At 45.1% G+C, this 15,869-nt stretch carries 11 protein-coding genes; 7 read left to right on the forward strand and 4 right to left on the reverse strand.

From position 1 onward, the window contains the following. The first annotated feature begins 99 nt into the window (after nucleotides 1–99). Together CH367_RS09875 and CH367_RS09880 are read left to right on the forward strand one after the other, a co-directional pair. Nucleotides 100–906, forward strand: a complete 807-nt coding sequence (locus CH367_RS09875) for an alpha/beta fold hydrolase (RefSeq protein WP_100762320.1) — start codon at nucleotides 100–102, stop codon at nucleotides 904–906. Further along, on the forward strand, nucleotides 903–2,990 hold the full coding sequence (locus tag CH367_RS09880) for an ATP-binding protein (RefSeq protein ID WP_100762321.1): 2,088 nt from the start codon (nucleotides 903–905) through the stop codon (nucleotides 2,988–2,990). Before CH367_RS09875 ends, CH367_RS09880 begins: the two co-directional genes overlap by 4 nt. 30 nt (nucleotides 2,991–3,020) lie before the next feature. Here CH367_RS09880 and CH367_RS09885 read toward each other — a convergent pair whose 3' ends face one another. Together CH367_RS09885 and CH367_RS09890 are read right to left on the reverse strand one after the other, a co-directional pair. Next, entirely contained in the window at nucleotides 3,021–3,842 is an 822-nt protein-coding gene (locus CH367_RS09885) for a hypothetical protein (RefSeq protein WP_244284539.1), read from the reverse strand. A gap of 26 nt (nucleotides 3,843–3,868) precedes the next feature. Continuing rightward, nucleotides 3,869–4,978, reverse strand: a complete 1,110-nt coding sequence (locus CH367_RS09890) for a catalase family protein (RefSeq protein ID WP_100762322.1) — start codon at nucleotides 4,976–4,978, stop codon at nucleotides 3,869–3,871. A gap of 272 nt (nucleotides 4,979–5,250) precedes the next feature. Here CH367_RS09890 and CH367_RS09895 point away from each other — a divergent pair, with 272 nt between their 5' ends. Together CH367_RS09895 and rdgB are read left to right on the forward strand one after the other, a co-directional pair. Then, entirely contained in the window at nucleotides 5,251–5,589 is a 339-nt protein-coding gene (locus CH367_RS09895; RefSeq protein ID WP_010572667.1) for an STAS domain-containing protein, read from the forward strand. Nucleotides 5,590–5,595: 6 nt separating this feature from the next. Next, nucleotides 5,596–6,186: an RdgB/HAM1 family non-canonical purine NTP pyrophosphatase gene (rdgB, locus tag CH367_RS09900; RefSeq protein ID WP_100762323.1), complete on the forward strand. Its 591-nt coding sequence runs from the start codon at nucleotides 5,596–5,598 to the stop codon at nucleotides 6,184–6,186. A 94-nt stretch (nucleotides 6,187–6,280) separates the two neighbouring features. Here rdgB and CH367_RS09905 read toward each other — a convergent pair whose 3' ends face one another. Further along, nucleotides 6,281–7,915 carry an ABC-F family ATPase gene (locus tag CH367_RS09905; protein ID WP_100762324.1) on the reverse strand — a complete coding sequence of 545 codons (1,635 nt, stop codon included), beginning with the start codon at nucleotides 7,913–7,915 and terminating at the stop codon, nucleotides 6,281–6,283. A 110-nt stretch (nucleotides 7,916–8,025) separates the two neighbouring features. On the opposite strand from CH367_RS09905, the gene CH367_RS09910 reads away from it, so the two are divergent. Both CH367_RS09910 and CH367_RS09915 read left to right on the forward strand, forming a co-directional pair. Further along, entirely contained in the window at nucleotides 8,026–9,882 is a 1,857-nt protein-coding gene (locus CH367_RS09910) for an OmpA family protein (RefSeq protein ID WP_100762325.1), read from the forward strand. Between the two features lie 111 nt (nucleotides 9,883–9,993). Beyond that, entirely contained in the window at nucleotides 9,994–12,435 is a 2,442-nt protein-coding gene (locus CH367_RS09915) for a transglycosylase domain-containing protein (RefSeq protein ID WP_100762326.1), read from the forward strand. Here CH367_RS09915 and CH367_RS09920 read toward each other — a convergent pair. Next, nucleotides 12,413–13,972 (reverse strand): ABC transporter substrate-binding protein, encoded by a 1,560-nt coding sequence (locus CH367_RS09920; protein ID WP_100762397.1) that lies wholly within the window; start codon nucleotides 13,970–13,972, stop codon nucleotides 12,413–12,415. The two genes, CH367_RS09915 and CH367_RS09920, sit on opposite strands and share 23 nt — an antisense overlap. Between CH367_RS09920 and CH367_RS09925 the strand changes: the two genes are divergently transcribed. Further along, the gene (locus tag CH367_RS09925) at nucleotides 13,971–15,860 is read left to right on the forward strand and encodes an ABC transporter ATP-binding protein (RefSeq protein ID WP_165783257.1); all 1,890 of its coding nucleotides are present in this window, start codon (nucleotides 13,971–13,973) and stop codon (nucleotides 15,858–15,860) included. The two genes, CH367_RS09920 and CH367_RS09925, sit on opposite strands and share 2 nt — an antisense overlap. Nucleotides 15,861–15,869 lie beyond the last annotated feature (9 nt).

A 15,869-nucleotide genomic window follows, 5' to 3' on the forward strand; every position in this document is an offset into this window, starting at 1 on the left:
TTCCAAAGGAAATCGATTAAAATCCGGAATTGAAAGAGTCTTATTTCTTAAATGAAAACGAACCTCGACTAAAAACAAATCGGGAATAAACAACGACTTATGCAAAGAGCGTCTCGCCACAATTTGAAGACGATCGGTTCCGGTGACAGAACAATCGTGCTCGGACACGGATTCGGTTGCGACCAATCCACTTGGAACAAAATCGTTCCTCATCTCAAAGACGACTATAAACTCGTGTTGTTCGACACGATCGGTTCCGGAAAAACGGATCCTTCCTTTTTTAGTCCGGATCGATATTCCAATCTTTACGCTTACGCGGAGGATTTGATCCTTCTTTTGGAAGAAATTCACATTCAAAATTCTTTATATGTTGGACATTCCGTAAGCGGTATGATCGGTCTCATCGCTTCGATCCGAAGGCCGGAATTATTTTCCAAACTCGCGTTTATCAGCGCCTCTCCCCGTTATCTAAACGACACGGGTTATAAGGGCGGATTCGAACAGAACGATCTGAATCAACTCTACGCCGCGATGGAACTCAACTTTTTTTCATGGGCGGGAGGTTTCGCTCCGATGGCCATGGGAAATCCGGATCGTCCCGAGCTGGCGCAGAATTTCGCGTCTTCACTTCGTGAAATTCGCCCCGACATCGGACTGTCCGTCGCGAGAACGATCTTTCAATCCGATCACAGAAAGGATCTTCCTCAGAGCAAACATCCCGTATTGATTCTGCAACCGTCAGACGACATCGCGGTGCCTATGGAAGCGGGAGAATATCTCGGTAAGAATATTCCGCAAGCGACCTTTCGTTCCATTCCCGCAACCGGACATCTTCCGCATTTTAGCTCTCCGGAGTCCGTGATCCGAGAATTAAAATCCTTTTTCGAAACAGAACCGGCTCGATGAAAGATTCTTCCGAAAACAAATCCCTCGAAACGATTCACGAATTTTACGGAAACTGCTACGAACTATTTTCCAAAGGTTCGTATCTGGAGGAGATGAGGGCGTTTTACGCCCTTTGTAGAAAAGCGGTTCATGCTGATTTTCTAATATTATTGGAAAGTGGCGATCCTCTTTCCTTAAAAATCTCGGAATCGGAACCGAATTTCGATTTTTCCCTGCGACAAACCAATACCGAATTTCTTTCCCTTTCTTATCCGAACGAAAAACCAGCAAACGCATTCGTCCTCAAACGCGAAGAGATAAAATTCTCCAACTTCGACGCTTTGGAAGAATTGAACTTCGAACAAGCCCTCGTTTTACCGATTCCGAGTTCGGAAACCGGAATTCGAAACATTCTTTTATTCTTATATTCAGAAAACGAAGAGAACATTCCCGAATTTCTAAACGTATTAACCGGTTTGTCTCCGAGAATTCGGGAAATATTTTCGATCAAAAACAAGGAGATCTCCCTAAATTCCGTCCATACTCAGTTGGATTCGATCGTCAAGACGAGTTCTCAATCGATCATCTTTATGGATTCGGGAACGGGCAAAACCTGGATCAACGAAAGCGCGGCGGCCTTGCTTTCTTTTCCGAAAGGAGGAGACGTTTCTTCTTGGGAAGTTTCCAACGCGATGACTAGATTGATGCAGTCCTCGGTCAATCGTGAGGAAATTTTACTCGAAGTAAATCGAAACTTATCCAATCCGAAATTGGAGAAGTTCTCGACCCAGTGGAAATTCGAGAATCCCGAAACAGAACTCTTCGAAGTCACTTGTGTTCTTTTGCCGGGGAAGATCGCGCCGGGAAGACTTTGGTTTTTCGAGGACATCACCTCGTTTCATCTTCAACAGGAAACCCTGGCGCTTTTGAATCAGGCGCTCAAAGAAAAAAGCGAAATCGCCGAACAGGAGAATCTCGCCAAAACCGTTTTCATGTCCAATATCAGTCACGAAATCCGAACGCCGATGACCGGAATATTAGGAATTACTGAATTACTTTTACAGACATCCCTAGCTCCGGATCAAAAGGATTCGTTGGAGTTGATCCAAAGAAGCGGGGACAATCTACTCAAGATCATCAATCACCTTTTGGATTTTTCCAAAGCGGACACGGGTAAGATCGAGTTGGAATCGATCCCGTTCAGTATGGAAAAACTTCTTCGGGATTTAACGGCGCTTTTACGCGTGGAAGCGGAGAAGAACGAAAACGAAATGAAGATCGAACTTCCTTCCGATTTTCCGGAGACTCTCAACGGAGATCCGGTTCGAATCGGTCAGATTTTTACGAACCTCGTATCGAATGCGACGAAGTTCACCAAGGAAGGAACCGTAGAAATCGGATTTCATATATTAGAAAAAAAGAATCAATCGGTGCGTTTTAGAACCTGGGTTTCCGATACCGGAATCGGAATCCCCGCTTCCAAACTCAATTCCGTCTTCGAGCCTTTTGTTCAATCCGACATTTCCATCACGAGAAATTTCGGAGGAACCGGACTCGGATTGTCGATCGCCAAAAAATTGGTCGAGTTGATGGGCGGAAAAATCCAAGTAGAAAGTCAGCCCGGAATCGGAACCAGATTCTGGTTCGAACTTCGGCTTGAAATTCCGACTTCGGAAAAGACGGAAACGATCGAAAATTCCTCATCGAACGAGACCACTTCGGAACAATCCGATTTTTCGGAGCTGAAAGTTTTGATCGTCGAGGACAATCCGATCAATCAAAAACTTCTCGGAAGAATATTAAAAAAGAAGAATATAGAACCTTCCCTCGTCGAGGACGGAATGGAAGCCGTCGAAAAGGTGAGACGTTCGCACTACGATCTGATTTTTATGGATATCAACATGCCGGGAATCGACGGACTTTCCGCGACGGAAATCATCCGCAAATTCCCGAAAGGAAAGTCTGTGCGTATCGTCGGTCTAACGGCAAACGCGGCCCCGGAGATCCAGGACGTAGCCGTCCAAAGGGGGATGGACGACCTTCTTACAAAGCCGTATAACGTGTCTCAAATCGAGGAGATTCTGCGTTCGTTCGACAACCGTTAACTCGCTCGGACGAATTCGCGTATCGACTTTTTAACGCGAAATGATCCATTCTCCCTTAACCTTGGAAACATGAATCGGAGCCGAGTATCCTTTCTTTTTATTTTCGATCGGACTGTTTCCGGATTTTGTAGTCACGAAAACCACCTTCTTATCCGCGATCACCTGATATTGAAGATTCTTAAGATCGAGTTTATCCAACTGACCTCCGATCGATTTTAAAACGGATTGAATTCCTTTTTTCAAATCGGCGGTATATTCTTCGGGAGATTCGTATCTCGCTTTTGCAAGTTCTCTGGCTCTGAATTCCATCAGATCAAAAAGTTTTTTCTCGTCCTTTTTCCGAAAGGCGTCGTATAGATCGGAGATCAACTTTTGAATCTTTTCCTTATCCTCCGAATTCAATTGAATTTCTTCCGCAATATTCCAGAGTTCGGAAGGAGGAACTTCGGTCGGAGTAAAACTAATCTCTTCTTCCAAAGGAAGAACCGGTTTGCCCTCTCCTTCTTGCCATTCAAACCCCGCGATCTTTTGTCCCTCGTCCGGGAACTGACCCTTTTGTGCGAGATAAAGAATCGCCTTTAACCGAGGAGCAAACTCGTCCTCTTTTCTTTTGCGAATTCCTTTTACCTTGATCTTGTTTACACCGGGACGAATCCAAATATTCAAATCGATTTGACCGGTCACGTCTTCCTTGTTCGATTCGGGAACGATCGTCATTCCGTTGAACTCGATGGAACCGATCACTCCGCTTTTGGAATAAACAAACGCGTAATAACCTCCCTGAGTTTGAGAAAACGAAGGATTCGTTAATGCGACAAGAAAGAATATCAATACAAACCTAAGACGTTTCATCCGGTTCCTCCAAAGAAAATCGAAAATCATTCCGAAGGTTCGATCTGTTTTACACCGTTCTGTTCGTGTCTGTATTTTGCGATCGATTCGTATGCAAGTTTTCTAACACGATTGATTCCTCCAAGAGGACGGTGCGCTTCCAAAGAATGCCAAGGATTTAAGGAAAGATTTTCGCAGAAACGATCCTGTTCCGCGGTCGCGAAATCCTGAACCGGAATTTCGATCTTTGCGACGGGAACAAACGGAGAATCTTTTTCATCCCAATGAACTGCAGGATCTTCGACCGGCATTGAAATCGGGTTCCCTTGTTTTTGAATCATAAACTCGAAACAAACCGACTTTTCTTTGAGATGAGAAACCATAGTTTGACGCAGATAATTCTCCGCAGGATTTTCGGGGACCTTAAGATCCTTTGTTTCGCAAGGTCTCGCGGAATATTTAACGGCAGTGGAATCGTTTCCCAAACGATACGGAGTCGTACTCCAATAACGGATTTCCAAAACGTCCGGAATTTTTTTTCTTCGAATCGAAATCGATTCTTTCAACGCGGTCAACTTCCAATTCCAAGGCATTCCTCCGAAAAAATAAGACATCGGTTTTTTAGCGAATGCCGCCTTAAACAAGGAAAGATATTCCGCGGGAGCGCCCGCGGGAAGAACGGGATGATTGATGAGTAAAAAGTCTTGGGTTCTTTTTTCATCCTCGGCCAACTTAGGACCGTCCACTCCCAACAACTTGATTCCCATTCCTCGAATATCCCCTTCGAAGTCCGGCTTTTTAGTGATGGAACCGTTTGAAAAACGGATCCAAGAGGAATACGTTTTAGAAGAATTGAATATTCCAAATTTAAGATCTTCGGGAACGGAAGGTAGAACCGTAAAACTCGCTTTCACACAACCGTGCGCGAAAGGATGTGCGTCCCTTTTGGCTTCGTTGCCTTTTGGATATTTTTCCTTAAGGGAAGAAATTAAAAGCGCGAGAGTGTCCCGAGTGGTTTCCTCTTCGCCCGGAAAAACGAATTCGGCTCCCGGTTTTACATCCTTAGGGATCTCCACCCTCGGCCCCTGCCCCACCCAATACAACAAACCGATTAAAATAAAAATTCCAAGCGTTATATATCCGATCTTTTTTCCCATTCTTCAAGTACCACCAGTTCGAAAGTTTCAAGGATCGAATCATAAATTTCGGAAAATTCTTCTCTTTTATTTTTGGAGAATGGTAATTCGGCGCCTTACACGGTTCCGATGAAAGCGCTTCGAAGGTCCTTCCACGGTTTCTTTTAGGATTCTTCCTTCCAAGCGACATAGAAAAAGTCTGAATGATCAAAAAACACGTCAAAATCCCATTCCAACTTCGTTTTTTTGTTGAAAAACCAAAATCAAAAAGCCACAGAAGTATCGGGAACCCCATGGAAATAACCGTACAAGACGATATTCATATCATCAAAATTGCAGGATCGATTCTTCAATCGGACAGCGAAGAATTGGACCGAAACCTAAGCGAACACAATTTCGATCCAAGCCCTAAGATCATCATCGATCTGACGGAAGTGAATCATATCTGTTCCACTGCGTTAGGCATCATTGTCTCTTATAAAAAGAAGTTCAAAAGTGCGGAAGGCGATATCATCATCGTGGTAAACGACGAGGATCTTCTCCAACTTTTCGAAATCACCATGTTGGACAAGGTTTTCAAAGTGGTTCCCAATATTGAAGACGCTTTCGACGAATTCAAACTGAATCGTTAACCCTTTTTGAAGCAACTCGCTCTCGCCACAAACAACTCCCATAAAGTAAAAGAAGTCGGCTCCATTCTCATGGAGCTCGGAATTCGGATCCTTACGCCAAAGGATCTGAACGTTTCTTTCGACGTCGAGGAAACGGGAACAACGTTTGCCGAAAACGCTCTTTTGAAAGCGAAAGAATTGTTCCGTTTGACGAAACTTCCTTCGATCGCGGACGATTCGGGGATTTGTGTTTCCGCACTCGGAGGAGATCCCGGCGTTTATTCCGCGAGATTCGGCGGAGAAGGATTGAACGACGAAGGTCGAGCACGTTTGCTTTTGGAAAAAATAAAAGGAAACCCGGATCGTAAGGCACATTACGCCTGCGTCATCGCCTACGTGGACGAAAACACCGAACATACTTTCGAAGGCAAATGTGAAGGAATCATCTCCGAAGAATATGATACAATCGGAATATACGGTTTCGGTTACGATCCGGTTTTTATTTATCCGCCCTTTCAAAAACCTTTTTCACAGGTCCCGGAAGTGGAAAAAAATTCGGTTTCGCATAGAAAAAAAGCCCTCGAAGGGCTTTTGGAATTCTTAAAAACAAAATCCTAAACTATATTAGAATTTTACGATAATCGAACAAACTCGGATCCGAGCGCGGAACTCGTTCGTTAAACGACGCTCTTTCCACGAACGAGGTCGATCGTCAAGATTCCGTCAAAACGGGCCCGCCGGACAATCGTTTGTAGAACTCGGCGCCTTCTCTTTCCAAGAAGTCCTCGTAAGAACCTTTGAAGTCGCGGATTCCTTCGGTGGAAACTTCGATCACTCGAGTCGCCAAAGAGGACACGAACTCGCGGTCGTGGGAAACAAAGATCACGGTTCCTTCAAAGATGGTCAATGCGTAGTTCAACGCTTCGATCGTTTCCAAGTCCAAGTGGTTGGTAGGTTCGTCGAGCGCGAGAAGGTTGTCGCCGGTCATGATCATTCTTCCGATGATGATTCTGGATTTTTCTCCCCCGGAAAGAACGCTCGTAGGTTTTTTGGCCATATCGCCGCTGAACAACATTCTTCCCAAAATCGCGCGGATCTCTTCCATTTCCGTTCCCGGATCGGCGTATCTATAAAGCCATTCCACAATCGTATCAGCGTCTTCTAATATTCCTTCTCTATGATCCTGAGGAAAGATCGAAGAAGTGACCGAATCCCCCATCGCAACCTTTCCCGTATCGGGCTCGAGTTGTTTCATCAGAGTTTTCAAAAGAGTGGTCTTTCCGACTCCGTTGGTTCCGATGATCGCGATCTTTTCTCCCTTGGTGATGTTGATCGTAAAGTCCTTGAAGATCGGTCGATCGTAAGACTTGGATACGTTGTCCGCAAGAATCACGTCCTTACCGAGGGGCTTTTTCATTTTAAAACGGATATAAGGAGAAACCCTGGAAGAAGGTTTGACGTCGTCGAGTTTGATCTTCTCGATTTGTTTTTGTCTGGAAGTCGCTTGTTTGGACTTACTCGCGTTCGCGCTAAAACGGTTTACGAAGTCCTGAAGTTCGGCGATTTTTTCCTTCTTACGTTTGTTTTCGTCTAACAGACGTTCGCGGGCCATCGTGGACGCTTCCATATAGTCGTCGTAGTTGCCCGGATAAACGGTTAAGGATTGATAATCCAAATCCGCGATATGAGTCGCGATCGAATTGATAAAGTGACGGTCGTGAGAAATCACGATGACAACGCCGCGGTAATTGGTTAAGAATTCTTCCAGCCAGTGAATCGTCTTGATATCCAAGTGGTTGGTAGGTTCGTCCAAAAGAAGAATATCAGGTTTTTGGAATAGAACCTGAGCCAAAAGAACGCGGAGTTTAAAACCGCCCGTCAGATAAGCGAGAGTTTGTGTATGACTTGTGGTGGGAATTCCCAAACCTTCGAGAAGTTCACCGGCGGTACTTTCGGATTCGTATCCTCCGAGTTCTCCGTATTTTTCTTCGAGTTCGGAAACTTTCATTCCATCCTCGTCGGACATTTCGGGCTTTGCATAAATCGCGTCGCGTTCTTGAGAAACTTCCCAGAGTTCGGGATTCCCCATGATGACCGTGTTGAGAACGGTTTCGTTTTCGTATTCGTAATGATCCTGTTTTAAGTAACCGAGTTTTAATCCGGCGTCGATGGAAACCGCGCCGTTCGCCGCTTGTTCCATGCCGGCGAGAATTTTCATAAAGGTGGACTTACCGGAACCGTTCGCCCCGATCAGACCGTATCTGCAATTCTCCTTAAACTTAACCGAAACGTTCTCAAAAAGAATTTTTTTACCAAAATTTAGGGTTAATCCGGAAGTGCTGATCATTAGAGAATACCTGCCAGGGGAGAATCATGACCATGATTTTCAAGAAGGGGTTTTTTGCCAAGAAAAAGGAGAATTAAGGACTTTTGAAATTCTTCCGAAGTTTATATCGTATGCGTTCTAAACTTCGATCCATTCTTCCGTTGATTCTAAGTTTTCCGTTTTTGACCGGCCTTCAAGCCGAGGATAAATTATTGATCGGTAAGATTCTCCAGTTCGGAAAACTACTCGCCACCGAAAACGCATACGTCCCGATCGAATCCAACGAAATCACTTCCGAACTTTCCAAACTCAACGATAAAACCGTAAGAATTCTCTGCAACATGAAGGGTTCCACTTGCAATCCGGTTCGTTACGAGATCGCTCCTTTCCTCGATTCGAAAGAGATCAAACCCTGGACGATCAAAAAAATTCCCGATTACGTAAATCATAATATATTCGCGTTCAATCCGAACGCTTCTCCGGACGGGAAATATCTTTTCTGGACCGCCTACATCAAACGAGGCAAGTCCGGAACGCAGAAGATCTGGTTTTCCAAACTGGATGAAAAAGGTTTTTGGGAAGACGGAAAGGAAATGACCGCGCCCTTGAACAACGAGATGCCTTCGGCGGTGATCTCCGCGCTTCCAGGAGGAAACGAACTTTTCGTCTTCGGCACGTTCGGAGAAAAGGAACTCATGGACGAACTCGGAAAAGATTTCGAGACCAAGGGAGAATTGGCCGCGCGTTCCTCCAAGAACTCGAACGAGTACAGAAAAAAAATCGAGGAACTCAGAGCCGAATACGACGAGAAGTCGAGACAGATCACGAGAAGAGTTCCTCTTTATAAAAGTTTTAAGGAAAAGGATTCCTGGTCGAAACCGAGTATATTAAAGTTTCCTGATTTTTACAATCTCTACAGAAAGAAAAACGATTCCAGTCAGGAAGTGTTCGGCGGTTCCACTCTTTCGTCTTCGGGAAGAATTCTGATCTATTCCTCGCAACACAAGGACTCGAAGGGCAAGCTCGATCTTTACGCGAGTAAAATGTTAAGCGACGGAACGTTTCCGCTCGGCGCAAACTTAGGCGAAGTCATCAACACCGATCACGAAGAGATGGCTCCGTTTCTTGCGAGCGACGATAGAACCCTTTATTTTTCAAGCGACGGACACAAAGGCCTTTCGATCTACATGACGAGAAGAATCGGAGACGGTTGGGATCAGTGGACCAAACCCGTGGAAGTTTCCGAAAACCTGAAAGGTGTGAACTTCTTTTCGATTCCCGCCAACAGCGACTGGGCGTATATCAGCAAGGAAGGTCAATTGTTTATGGCGTATCTTCCGAAAGAGATGCGTCCCGAAAAAGTCGTCGTGATCGACGGTAAGGTTCTGGACACGGAAGGAAATCCTTTGTCCGCCGATATATATTACGAATCTCTAAAGTCTCACGAAAAGATCGGAAGCGCAAAAAGCGATCCTTCCACCGGAAATTTTTCGATCGTTCTTCCATTCGGCGAGAACTACGGTTTTTACGCGCAGAAGAAAGGTTATCTTCCCGTTTCTCAAAACCTGAACCTCAGTTCCAAAAAGAAATTTTCGGAAAAGGTCGAAGTCGTTTTACAACTTCCTCCGATCCGAGAACGAGGAACGATCCAGATCAATAATTTATTCTTCGAATCTAAGAGCTTCGAGATCGCTCCCGAATCCGCGCCGGAACTCGATCGTCTCGCCGAAATCGTTAAGGAAAATCCCGAGATCGAAATTCAGATCGAAGGTCATACCGACAACGTTGGAAAGAAAAAAGACAACCTGATTCTTTCCCAAAAACGCGCAACCGCGGTTGCGGAATATCTTTCCCAAAAACATTCGATTTCCAAGGAAAGAATTCAGACCAAAGGTTTCGGCGATTCCGTTCCCCTTTCGAAAAACGATTCGGACGAAGGCCGTAAAAGAAACAGAAGGGTGAACTTTACCATTCTCAAGAAGAAATGATCTTCGAGTAGATTCCAACCGGAATTATACTCGAAAAGATTTCTAATACTTTACAAAGTTCAGGCCGTTTCTATTGTCTTTCTCTGAGCTCCGAGCAGATAAGAGGAAACGATGGCATCCGATAACGAAAAAAAAATCTCCGCTTTCATTTCGATCAAAGAAACTCTTGTAAAACTATTCCTCTTTTCCAAAGCGCATTGGAGACAAATTCTCCGTTATGCGACGATCGCGTTCATCGCGATCTCCTCGTTTTTGATCGGAGGTTCTTACGTCGTTTGGCTCTCGAAAAAGGACGAGGTAGTCTCGAACCTCGATAAGTTTAAAAACGAGGTCACAAATTATTACGAAGTCAGTCAGATTCGTCCGATTCGAATCCTCGATCGAAACGGAAAGTTAATCGGAGAATTCTCCAGAAGAAAGTTCAAACCGATCCGCACGGACAATCTCAAAGAACACGGAAACATCGTGTGGGCGCTCCTTTCCTCGGAAGACCGCGAATTTTACAATCATCATGGTATCAATTACACCGCGTTATTGCGCGCGATTCTAATCAACCTGACCACGTTTCAAAAACAAGGCGGTTCCACGATCACACAACAGCTCGCAAAGCTGACTCTGGATCTCGGCGCGAGAAACATATTCAATAAGATTACGGAATTCTACTGTACTTTTTATCTCGAAAGTCAGTTCGACAAGAACACAATTCTTTCCATGTATCTCAATCGTATCTTTTTGGGAGAAGGAAACACGGGCGTTGAGGAAGCGAGTCGTTACTACTTCAACAAGGCCGCAACGGAACTGACCCCGGAAGAAGCCGCGATGCTTGTGGGAATCATTCCCGCTCCTTCCAATTACAATCCGGTCCGCAGTTTAAAAACCGCGCTCAAAAGACAAAGGCTCGTATTAACTCCGATGTCCGAGAATCAAAATCTTCATCCGAACCCTTCGAGCATCGGTAAGAATTTTGCGAAGAAGTTGGACGCGGGTGTGAAATCGTTCCGTTCTTTTTACAAGGTAGATATCACGAAAGACGGAGAAAAAGAATTCTATTCTTCCGATATCGCACGATACGGTTTTGATAAGGATTTTACCGTGAACCTCGCTCCGGATTTTAATTACGGAATCCGTCAGCATATCCTCGATACGTTTTCCGAAATCGATATCGAAACGAGAGGTATGAACGTTTACACGACTCTCGATTACGATAAACAAGACGCCGCGGAGAAATCGCTTCGAGAAGGAATCGAATCGGTTCGCAAAAAGCTCGGAGACGTCAAAGCCGCTTACGTAAAAAAGGGCGACTCCGAAGAAGCGAGAATCCAACAATCCATCATAGACAACATGAACGGTTCATTGATCTCGATCAACCCGAACAACGGTTATATCGAGGCGATGGTTGGTAGTTACAAAATTTCTAATATATTCAGACTGAACCGCGCCGTGTCCGCGCTCAGACAACCCGGTTCCACGATCAAGGCGCTCGTTTACGCGATCGCTTTCGAGAATAGAATCATCACTCCGTCCTCCAAGGTTATGGACGAAGGAATCAATATCCGAGGTTATTCTCCTAAGAACTGGTACAAAGGTTTTAAAGGGGAAACCACCGCAAGAATCGCGTTCGCCCAATCGATCAACACGATCGCGGTAAAATTGTTAAACGAATTCGGAGTGAACGACTTCTTGGAAAAAGTTTCGATGATCCTCGACATCGATAAGGCGACTCTTGAAAAAAGATTCCAACCCAATCTTTCTCTCGCACTCGGTTCCGGAGAATTGTCGCCGATGGAACTCGCTTTGATCTACGCGACGATCGCAAACGGCGGAAAAAAAGTAACTCCTATTCAGATCTTAAGAATCACGGACTTTGAAGGAAGCGAAATGTTTTCCGCTCCTCTCAAGGATCCGAACGAAGCGATTCAAATTCTCGATCCAGTCGCTTGTGCGGAAACGATCAATCTTCTCGAAGCGGTGTTAAGCGAACAAGGAACGATGAAGCTCAAACTCAAAGCGGAAGATTCCTTTCCAATGGGAGGTAAGACGGGAACCGTTCAATCTCCGAAAGAAGCGCGTAAGAAATGGGGATCTCGCAAAGGAGTAAGAGACGCTTGGTTCGCGGGTGTGAATCCGGATTTAGTAACCACGGTGTGGATCGGAAACGACGTGGGCGCTCCGTTTGAAGGTTCCGGTTCCGCGATCAGCGGAAACATCTGGTTTCGTTATGCGAGTTACGTAGCAAGAAACATAGGTTTTTCGGAAACTCTCGTCAAACCGTTTAACGGTGATTTTGTGAAGGTGGACGTTTGTGGAGAGACCGGTTTGTTGCTTCATTCTTCCGTACCTTGTATGTATCCTTTGTACGGTCAGTATTATTATATCGGCGAACAACCTCCGGCTCCTTCCGGTGCGACATCCACTACGACCGCACAGGAGAATTCTTTCCAAGAACCGGGAACTGCTTCGGGCGAAAGAACGATTCTTCCGCAAGCGGAAGACGGGGACGGAGATTCCGTGGAACTGGAACTTCCCGAGTCTACAGAAAATCCGCCAAACTAGGATAACGTTTCGCCTTTTCCGATATTAGAAAAGCCTCATACGGCGACCAAAGAAAAATCCAAGGATATTCCTTGAGAAGAATCTGCAAAACCTTGGTAGTTTCCGATTCCAGATTTAAGGAATCGGAACTTCTCGCTTTGGAAAAAAGAATTTCGAGTTCCTTGTTTTCGTAATGCGCTCGGTTCCCACCGTTGCCCTTATCCTTTCCCGAAAACAACGGATCGATAAAGTTCCAAGCTCCAGGAAGATCGGCGTACCAAAAAAGTAACGTTAGATCTCCTTTGCCTTCGGAATTCTCCTTATAAAGAATCGCCTTTTCCATCGGACTGATTTTCACCTTCAATCCGAGTTGTTTTAAAAAACCGGCCAAAGCCAATCCGTTCGCGCTGTTCTCTTCGTCTCCTCGCATTCTAAAATCGATTTCTCGCTCGAGAATTTTAGGATAACAGGACGATTTTTTGAGATACTCCTTCGCCCTTTCGAGAGAACGAGTTTGTATCAGAAGAATTTCCGGATTTCCCGCGACCACTTCCTGAATCTTGGATTGTCCGATCGTTTCCGGCGGAACCGATCCGAACGTGGAATCGGCGTTTCCTTCCAACAACTTATCGATCACAAGTTTGGGATCGACCGCGGTATTCAACGCTTTTCTAAAGTGATTGTCGAAACAAGATTCTTTCGCGTTGATCGCAACGTATTGAACGCCCGCGCCTTTTCGAAAACGAAGATTCTCTTTTTGAATATGCGGATTTTTTAATAGAAAATTGGGAAGACGCATGAGGTCCATTCTCCCCTTGGAAAAAAGAAACACTCCGGTGGAAGCCGAAGCCAAAACCCTCAGCCGGATTTTTTTAGGAAGATCCTCGGCGACGTTCGGATTTTTTTCGAGAAGGATATAATTGTTCTTCTTCCATTCTTTGAGAACGTATTTGCCGGCCTTTGGAATCGAAACAGCATTATTCTTTTCTAATGTTTCAAAGGATTCGGCTTCGAGTGTTTCGTCTTCGTTTGTTTTACAACATACGATTCCTGCCGGAGGCATGGAAAGAGCGTCCACCGCTTGTCTGAGTCCGCCGGAAATTTTCAGCTCGATTTCCTTTTCCGAAAGAACGTTGACTTCCTTGATAAACGAATATTGATTTCTTCTCGGACCGGGCGTCGTCATCAGCCTTTGTAAAGAATCGCGAACCTGTTCCGATTTTAATTCTTCCCCGTTCGTCAAAAGATGCGATCTCAGTTTGAGCTTGAGTGATCGAACCTCGCCCTTGCCCGATAACACAAACGATTCCACGAGTTGATACGCCGGTTTTCCATCGGGTGTTTTTTGAAACAAAAACGGATATAAAAATTTTCCGAGCGTTCGCGAAGATAAGTCCGTGGAAAAGATCGGATCCAAACTGATCGGATCCGAAGGTATGGAAAGAATCAATTCTTCCGGATCTTCTTCCCGAGAATTACAACCGGAAAAAAGAAGGGACAAAACAAGGATTCCTGCAAAAAAGGGTAGAGAAGTATTCAAAAGACTAAACCTGTCAATGAACATCTATAAACGGCTCCTAAAGTATTCCTTCAAGTACAAATACAGATTGATTTCGGGGATCGTATTGTCTTTTCTCGTTTCGGTTTTAAACGGAGCCTCTCTTACTTCTTTGATTCCCATCTTTGATTCTCTCGGTACGGGAGAAAAAACGAATTTCGAAATTTCTCTCACAAAAAAAGACAAGGCCCTCCTACAACGTCAGGAAGAAAAGGATTCTTTTACGAGTGTGGAATCCATCGAACTGCAACTCGCAGAGTGGAAGGTGCAACTCAATTCTTCCTTGAAGAAGATGAGTCATGACGAACTCGTTTTACTTTTTTGTTTTATCGTTTTTCCGGTTTATCTTTTAAAACTGATCTTTCTCGCGGCGGCGGTTTACTGCATCAACTCGGCGGGTTATCTTGCGATTCGGGATCTAAGGGCGGAGCTATACGCAAAGGCTCAAACCCTTCCGCTCAATCATTTCGTTCAGGAAAAAACCGGAATTCTGATGAGTAGAATCATCAACGACGTGGAAGTTCTCGGCAAGTTGATCAGCTCCGATTTGAAGGATGCGATCACCGATTTTTTCTATATCGTCACACACTTGCTTCTTCTGTTATATCTAAGCTGGAAGATGTTTCTCGCAGTCTTTATCATCGTTCCGATCGTGATGGGACCGGTTTCCGCGTTCGCCGATAAAATCCGAAGAGCCACCAGAAACCAACAGGAACGTCTTTCCTCGTTAAACGGACATCTTCAAGAAGTGATTTCGGGAATCCGAGTCATCCGCGCGTTCTCGATGGAAAAGACGGAAGCGAAACGTTTCTGGGAATTCAATCAGGATCTTTCCGATAAAACGTTCAAAGGACATTTTTATCATCAGGTCGGGCCTTCGTTGACGGAATTGTTCAGCTCGATCGTCGCCGTGATCTTCTTAAGTTTCGGGGCTTTTCTGATGGAAGACGGAACGTTCTCCCGCGGGATGTTTATGGCCTTCTTTTTAACTCTGATTTTTTTAATGCGACCTTTCAAACAGATGAGTATGCTTTCCAACTCGATCCAAAGCGCGATCTCCGCGGGCGATCGGGTGTTCGAACTTCTGGATCAGGAAACGGACATTCAAAATCCTGCAAGTCCTAAGTTCCTAAAAAAAATGGAGAAAGGAATCCGTCTTAAAAACGTAACCTTCACATATCCCGGAGCCAAAAATCCCGCGATCCAGGAAATCGACCTTGAAATTCCGAAAGGGGAAACCATCGCGCTCGTGGGAGCTTCGGGCGCCGGCAAATCCACGTTAGTCGATCTTGTCCCTCGTTTGATCGATCCTCAGGAAGGACAAATTTTAATCGACGACATAGACATCCGCGAAATGGATCTGAGCAATCTTAGAAAAAAAATCGGAATCGTTGCTCAACAAGTGTTTCTATTCAACGGAACGATCCGCGAAAATATCTGTTATGGAAACCAGAGCGTAACCGACGAACAACTTTACGCCGCGTGCGAACAAGCGTTTGCGATGGAATTCATCCTTGGATTCGAAGATGGTTTTGATACGATCGTGGGCGAACGAGGCGTGATGCTTTCCGGCGGCCAAAGACAAAGAATCGCGATCGCGCGCGCTTTACTTCTCGATCCGGAAATTCTGATTTTGGACGAAGCGACTTCGGCGCTCGACACGGAATCGGAAAGACTCGTACAACAAGCGCTCGAATCGCTTTATAAAAACAGAACCGTAATCATCATCGCACACCGTCTTTCCACGGTACAAATCGCGAACCGAATTTTCGCAATGGAAGACGGAAGAATCGTGGAATCCGGGACTCACAACGAGTTGATCCAACTCGACGGAAAATATAAAAAACTCTACGACATCCAATTCGTAGAATCCTCCGAAATCGTTTAATTTTAAAAT

Source organism: Leptospira barantonii (assembly GCF_002811925.1).
Classification (GTDB): domain Bacteria; phylum Spirochaetota; class Leptospiria; order Leptospirales; family Leptospiraceae; genus Leptospira; species Leptospira barantonii.